Source organism: Lachnospiraceae bacterium (assembly GCA_022794035.1).
Classification (GTDB): Bacteria; Bacillota; Clostridia; order Lachnospirales; family Bianqueaceae; genus CALWPV01.
On the sequence record JAAWDX010000003.1, the window covers coordinates 416,570 to 423,680 of the forward strand.

A 7,111-nucleotide genomic window follows, 5' to 3' on the forward strand; every position below is an offset into this window, starting at 1 on the left:
CTAAAACGATCAAAGTGAATCAAATTGATCGATAGGAGAAAAGAGAGGGAAATACGTGAGTAAATTGACGCCGATGATGGAGCAGTATCAGGAGGTGAAGAAAAATAATCCGGACTGCCTGTTGTTTTTTCGATTGGGCGATTTTTATGAAATGTTTTTTGAAGACGCCATCGTGACATCCCGGGAACTGGAGCTGACGCTGACAGGGCGCAGCTGCGGACAGGAGGAGCGGGCGCCCATGTGCGGCGTGCCGTATCATTCTGCGGAAACCTATATTCAGCGTTTGGTGCAGAAGGGATATAAGGTGGCCATTTGTGAACAGATGGAGGATCCCAGACTGGCGAAGGGTCTGGTGAAGCGCGAGATTACCCGCATTGTCACGCCGGGCACCACGATGAATGCGGATACGATTGGAGAAAATAATAACTATATTATGTCGGTCAACCGAATTGCCGATGCCATCGGACTGGCGGTGGCAGATATCACAACGGGTGAATTCTTAGTCACAGAATTTAGCGAGGAAGAAAAGCTGTGGGATGAGGTCGCCAAGTTTCAGCCCTCGGAGCTGCTCGTAAATGAAGAGATTCAGAATATGCAGAGTCTGGATCTGGATAGGATGAAGGAGCGGCTTTCACTGTTTGTGAATGCCTATGCGCCTTATCATTATCAGTATCCGCGGTGCAAAGAGGAGGTTTTGCATCAGTTCGGCGTCCTGCAGCTGGAGGGGCTGGGCCTTGACGGCATGGAGCTTGGCGTTACGGCAGCCGGCGCATTGCTGGAATATCTGACGGAAACGCAAAAAAGAGAGCTCAGCCATATCAATCAGGTTAAGACGTATTCAGTGCAGGAATATATGATTTTAGATATGGCGACAAGACGCAATCTGGAGCTTACAGAAACGCTGCGCGATAAAAGCAGAAGAGGAAGCCTGCTCTGGGTGCTGGATCATACCCAAACGGCTATGGGAGGGCGCCGGCTGCGCAAATGGATGGAGCAGCCGCTGATTCAGAAGCAGGCGATCGATACCCGACTTGCATGCGTAGAGGATCTGACAGAAAATCCAATGCTCAGTGCAGAGCTTAAAGAAAGTCTCAGCAAGATTTATGACATGGAGCGGCTTATGGGCAGGATCAGCTATGGCTCTGCCAATGCAAGGGATCTGCTGGCGCTGAAAAATTCACTGAAAGCCTTGCCGGAAATTGCACTTTTGCTCAGCGATCTGCCGGCAGATGGATTTAGGCAGATTGAAGAAGAAATGGATCTGCTGGAGGATGTGTGCCAGCTGCTTGAGGAGGCCATCGAAGAGGAACCGCCCATTAGCGTGCGTGAGGGCTCGCTGATTAAAACGGGATATCATGCGCAGATTGATCAGTACCGCAGCGCCGCGGTGAACGGAAAAACATGGCTTGCCGAGCTGGAGGCCAAAGAAAAGGAAGAAACCGGCATCAAGAATCTTAAGGTTGGGTATAACCGCGTGTTTGGCTATTATCTGGAGGTCAGCAAGGGCAATATCCCGCTGGTGCCGGCTCGTTATATCCGCAAACAGACGCTGACAAACGGTGAACGCTACATCACAGAAGAGCTTAAACAGATCGAGGATACGCTGCTGGGAGCGAAGGAAAAGGGCGAAGCGCTGGAATATGAAGTATTCTGTCAGATCCGCGAGGAGGTGGGCAGCGCCATGGTGCGCGTACAGCGGTCAGCAGATGCAGTAGCCAAGCTGGATGCGCTGCGTTCTATGGCCGAGGCCGCCTACCGCAATCATTATGTGAAACCGCAGATTTTGCCTCCGGGCCAGGAGATTCATATCGAAAACGGGCGCCATCCGGTCGTAGAACAGATGCTGCCGGAGAATACCTTCATCGCCAATGATACGCATCTCACGCAGGAGGAAGACAGAATTGCCGTCATCACCGGTCCCAATATGGCCGGAAAATCTACCTATATGCGGCAGGTGGCAGTGATTGTGCTGATGGCGCAAATCGGCTGCTTTGTGCCGGCAGACGCTGCCCGCATCTCTATTGCCGATCGGATCTTTACCCGAGTCGGCGCCTCGGATGATCTCGCGCGCGGGCAGTCCACCTTCATGGTAGAGATGAGCGAGGTTTCCAATATTTTGCGCCATGCCACCGCAAACAGCCTGCTCATTTTGGATGAAATCGGCCGCGGCACCTCTACCTTCGACGGACTCAGTATCGCATGGGCGGTGGTGGAATATATCAGCGACAAAAAAATCATCGGTGCCAAAACCTTGTTTGCTACGCATTATCATGAGCTCACACAGCTCGAAGGGCAGCTGTACGGCGTCAGAAACTACTGCGTTGCGATCAAGGAAAGCGGCGACGACGTCATTTTCCTACATAAGATCCATCAAGGAAGCGGCAATCAGAGCTACGGCATCGAGGTAGCCAAGCTGGCCGGCCTTCCGGCATGGGTGCTGGAGCGCGCGCACGAGATTTTGGATGAGCTGCTGGACCGCGATATCGCCAAAAAGGCCTCTCAGATCGTAGCCCGCCAGCAGGTAGAGCCTCAGGGCAGCACTCAGCAAATATCCTTATTTATGCCGGCAGAGCTGGAAGAAGCTGCCGGCGTCCTTTCAGAGGCAGCGCAGCAGATTTTGCAGGAGCTTCAGGAGGCCGACTTAAATCATCAGACGCCGCTGGAGGCCATGCAGCTGCTGTATGATTGGCAGAATCGTTTAAAAAGGGAGTAGCATAGAAAAAGGAGGAAGCTCATGGCTCAGATTCGGCTTTTGGATCAGGCGACCGTAAATAAGATTGCAGCAGGGGAGGTCGTTGAACGACCAGCCTCGATTGTAAAGGAATTAACGGAAAATGCGATAGATGCGCAGGCAACGCAGATTACGGTAGAGATTAAAGACGGCGGGATTGGCAGTATTCGGATTACCGATAATGGGATCGGCATTGAGGCAGAGCAGATCCGTACTGCATTTTTAAGGCATAGCACCAGCAAAATCCGTCAGGTAGAGGATCTGCTCTCCAGCCTGACACTGGGATTTCGCGGAGAGGCGCTTGCCAGCATCGCCGCTGTAGCGCGTGTGGAACTGCTTACGAAGACAGAAAAGGCATTAACCGGCGTGCGCTATGTCATCGAGGGCGGAGAGGAAAAGCTCTGGGAAGAAGTAGCCTGCCCAAAAGGAACGACAATTAAGGTAGAAAACCTGTTTTTTAATACGCCGGCCCGCAAAAAATTCCTCAAAAAACCAATGGCAGAAGCGGCCGCGATTACAGATCTGATGCAAAAGATGGCGCTGGGGCATCCGGAGATTTCATTTCGGTATTTGAATGGCAGGAGAGAGCCTTCCATTTATACGGCAGGCAAGGGCGAGATAAAAAACAGCATTTATGCCGTCTATGGAAAAGAACTGCTGGATAAGCTCCTGCCGGTTCATGGCAGCATTGCTTTAGAAGAAGGAAAAACCATGCAGGTGGAGGGCTTTGTGAGCCGGCCGCAAATGACGAGAGCCAATCGTACTTATGAAAATTTTTTCATAAACGGGCGCTATATCAGAAGTGCATTGCTTGAAAAGGCGCTGGACGAGGCCTACAAGGATTATGTCGTGCCGGGACAGTTCCCGGCGGCCATTCTGCATTTGCGGATGGATCCGGCAGCGCTGGATGTGAATGTGCATCCAACGAAGATGGAAGTGCGGTTTATGCAGGAAGAGAGAACAAGAGAAGCGCTGTATGAGGTGATTGCGGCTTGCTTAGCAGAAAAAGATCTGATCAGCCGCAGCGGCAGCTTTTATAAAGAAAAACAAGAGCCTCAAAAGCAGGAGCGTCTGGAGGAGCAGGCAGAACCGGCACCGCCGAAATTATATATGCCGCAGGCGCAGCCGGCTAAGCCGGCAAGCTGGCCGCTTTCCAAACCGGATCCGGCCGTCCCGTTCATTGTGGAAGAGGAGGAGCCGGCGCCTATTTATAAAGGAAAGCAAATTAGTGTGCATGAAGAGAAGATTGTGGAGCCGAAGGAGCCGGAAAGCAGTATGCTGGCGGAAGAGCCGGCGGCCTATGAAGCGCCGCCAAAGCAGCATACCCTGCGTCTGATTGGACAGATCTTCCGTACCTATTGGCTGGCCGAAGAAGAAAATATTTTTTATATCATAGATCAGCATGCAGCACATGAGCGGGTGCTGTATGATCGATATCGAAAACTGCTGCAGGAAGAGCAGATGGATACGCAGCTTTTAATGGAGCCGGCCGTTTGTCTGGCAAATCCCAAAGCAGTCGCAGAGCTTGCCCAGTATCAGAGTATTTTTGAAAGGCTGGGATTTCAGGTTGAAGCCTTTGGCGAAGACGCTGTGATTGTCCGCGGTGTTCCGTTTATTTTTAACGGCGCTTTGCCGCCCGAGGATTTTGCCCATATGCTCGATATGCTGTATGAAGGGCATGCCGATACGGCAAGGGATCTGCTGATCGACAGAATTGCTATGATGTCGTGCAAAGCGGCGGTCAAAGGAAACAACACCATGAGCCAGCAGGAGGCACAGAGCCTGCTCGATCAGCTGTTTGCTTCGTCCAATCCCTACAACTGTCCGCATGGACGCCCTACGATCATTTCAATGACGCAATACGAATTGGAGAAAAAATTTAAACGCATATGAACAAACAACCCCTACTCATTCTGGCCGGTCCAACAGCCTCCGGCAAAACCAGTCTTTCGCTGCAGCTGGCCAGACGCCTTAACGGTGAAATCATTTCGGCCGATTCTATGCAGGTGTATCGGGGCATGGATATCGGCACTGCAAAGATTACACCTGCAGAGATGGATGGCATTCCCCATCATTTGATCGATATCAGAGAGCCGGATGAAGAATGGAACGTCATGAGCTTTTGCCGCCTGGCGGCGGAAAAAATTGAGGAGATTGCAAGCCGGGGGAGGCTTCCCATGGTGGTGGGAGGGACCGGCTTTTATATCCATGCACTGGCATACGGCGCGGAGTTTGAAGAAGAAGCGGAGAATGAGAGCCGGAAAAGGCTGGAGGGCTGGACGCAGGAGGCGCTGTTTGCTTATTTGCAGAAGGTGGATCCGAAAAGTGCGCAGACGATCCACCCGCATAACCGCAAGCGCATCATCCGCGCGCTGGAGTATTTTGAACAAACGGGGAAACCGATCAGCGAGCTGAATGCGCGTCTGCAGGCGAAGCCTTCGCCGTACCGGCTGTGCTATCTGGTGCTGGATGTGGAGAGGCAAAGGCTTTATGAGCAGATTGACGCGCGGGTGGAGGAAATGCTGCAAAGGGGCTTGGTGCAGGAGGTTACGCGGCTGAAACAGGCGGGGTGTCATAAAGAGATGGTTTCGATGAAGGGGCTTGGCTATAAGGAGATTTTGGCGTATCTGGAGGGGGAGATTTCTCTGGAGGAGGCTGTGTATATATTGAAGCGCGATACAAGGCATTTTGCCAAGAGGCAGCTTACGTGGATGCGCAGGGAGAAAGAGGCTGTATTTTTGCCTAAGGAGCCCCAAAATACATTGCTGGATAGGGCTTGTCAGCTGATTGATTCTATGCTATAATAAAAGACAGCTATTTCTTGTATGACAAAAAAGCTAAATAATCAGGACACTTAGCTCAGCTGGTTAGAGCGCTGCGTTGACATCGCAGAGGTCGTAGGTTCGAGTCCTATAGCGTCCATCAAAAAGCGGGAAGTTTGTATTGAATTTTCCCGCTTTTTAATATATTCGATATGAGGTTACTTGCTTATGAAAAGCATTATTATCGTCGGCCCTTCAAGAGCCGGAAAGACAACCTTGGCAAAAAGGCTGCACAAAGAGTTAGGCTACTTTGTGCTTAGCCTTGATAAGTTGGTCGCTGCATTTCACGCGGCATATCCCCAGCTTAATATCCGACTGAACTGGAATAGAGATAAAACGACAGAAAACATAGCGCCGTTTATTGGGCATTTTCTGGGGCTTTTCTCATCGGGTGAGGGAATAAAGCACGAGTTAAACCTCCGCGCACACGATCTGGATGGCAACGGCTTTGTGCTGGAAGGCGGGTATTTTGATTTTGAGAAAATTGCCGCCATTCTGAATGAGTATGGAGCGAATGAATTGAAAGACCGGTTTATCCTGATCGGGCTGGTGCAAAACAAAAAGACTGCTGATGAATATGTGAGAGACTTTAAAAAATACGATACGGAGGACGATTGGACATATGGTTTTAGCGAGGGCGAATTGCGAGATTATGTTGAGCAAGATGCGATCCCGTTTAATCGCGCAATGACGGACTGTCTGACTCAGTATGGATTTTCAGTTTACGATACGTCGTCAGAACGAAATCAGGTTTTCGATAAAATTATTGAATCCATAGCGATCCAAAACGGAATGAAAAGTGATAAATTCTCATATCACCTTGGCGCTGCCGATTGTTTTTGCGAGATGCTTCGCGCTGGGACGAAACGCATTGCATTATCCCATCCTTGTGACTCCCGGGAGGAACGGGATAGTTTTCTACCCGAATTTGATAAGCTGTGTGAAAAGTACGGGGTTCACTACTATGCAGAGGACGAAGCGTTTTTAACTGATCTCTTTCCTCTATCGCTGAATCAGGGAAAGTTTAATGTTATTTTCTACCAAGATGAGTCGGCCTTGCAGGAATATCTTACTCTTAAAGCAGATAAACAAAGAGCGATGGCAGAGGGAAATTACAGTGTTTGCCGCGGGACTATTGCCCGGCGGTACGGCAAGCTGCTTTCGTATACGGATGAAGGAATCCAGCGTTTGATGGACTCAAATAGCGAAAAGGAATAGGTCTTTTGTTTGCAGGGCTTTTTCGATTGAGAGTGCATTGGCATGGTCGTGTGCGTGCTATAATGGATATCTAAAGTGTTTCGTTTTTTCTATAAAAAAGGTATTGACAAGGAAGCAAAGGATGTAGTAGAATAGCATCCGTTCCACATCGGAAAAGAAGCTGAAAGAAAAGTGAAAAAAGCACTTGACATAGGACAAGAGATGTGGTAAATTAGATAAGCTGACTCGAAAGAGCGGCGTGGACATTGAAAATCGAACAGTGTAACATCTGAGAAGAAAAAACGTTGCTTTGCAAGCAAAGCAGCGAAGAAGAGAACGGTAAGAAAAGACCGGTCAATTC

At 50.0% G+C, this 7,111-nt stretch carries 4 protein-coding genes and 1 tRNA gene; all 5 read left to right on the forward strand.

What is annotated here, in order from left to right; translation table 11 throughout:
- Positions 1 to 73: 73 nt before the first annotated feature.
- The 5 genes from mutS to HFE64_03890 all read left to right on the forward strand — a co-directional run bounded on the left by mutS (position 74) and on the right by HFE64_03890 (position 6,771).
- Positions 74 to 2,713 carry a DNA mismatch repair protein MutS gene (mutS, locus tag HFE64_03870; protein MCI8632607.1) on the forward strand — a complete coding sequence of 880 codons (2,640 nt, stop codon included), beginning with the start codon at positions 74 to 76 and terminating at the stop codon, positions 2,711 to 2,713.
- A 21-nt stretch (positions 2,714 to 2,734) separates the two neighbouring features.
- Complete coding sequence (mutL, locus tag HFE64_03875; protein ID MCI8632608.1) at positions 2,735 to 4,624, forward strand: DNA mismatch repair endonuclease MutL; 1,890 nt, start codon at positions 2,735 to 2,737, stop codon at positions 4,622 to 4,624.
- Entirely contained in the window at positions 4,621 to 5,535 is a 915-nt protein-coding gene (miaA, locus tag HFE64_03880; protein ID MCI8632609.1) for a tRNA (adenosine(37)-N6)-dimethylallyltransferase MiaA, read from the forward strand. Before mutL ends, miaA begins: the two co-directional genes overlap by 4 nt.
- Before the next feature lie 44 nt (positions 5,536 to 5,579).
- A tRNA-Val gene (locus HFE64_03885) sits at positions 5,580 to 5,653 on the forward strand.
- A gap of 68 nt (positions 5,654 to 5,721) precedes the next feature.
- Positions 5,722 to 6,771: an AAA family ATPase gene (locus HFE64_03890; protein ID MCI8632610.1), complete on the forward strand. Its 1,050-nt coding sequence runs from the start codon at positions 5,722 to 5,724 to the stop codon at positions 6,769 to 6,771.
- Positions 6,772 to 7,111: the final 340 nt, after the last annotated feature.

Excerpts from the sequence above, each read along its gene's own strand:
- mutS (MCI8632607.1), top strand. The coding sequence starts at position 74 with ATGATGGAGCAGTATCAGGAGGTGAAGAAAAATAATCCGGACTGCCTG.
- mutL (MCI8632608.1), top strand. The coding sequence starts at position 2,735 with ATGGCTCAGATTCGGCTTTTGGATCAGGCGACCGTAAATAAGATTGCA.
- miaA (MCI8632609.1), top strand. The coding sequence starts at position 4,621 with ATGAACAAACAACCCCTACTCATTCTGGCCGGTCCAACAGCCTCCGGC.
- HFE64_03890 (MCI8632610.1), top strand. The coding sequence starts at position 5,722 with ATGAAAAGCATTATTATCGTCGGCCCTTCAAGAGCCGGAAAGACAACC.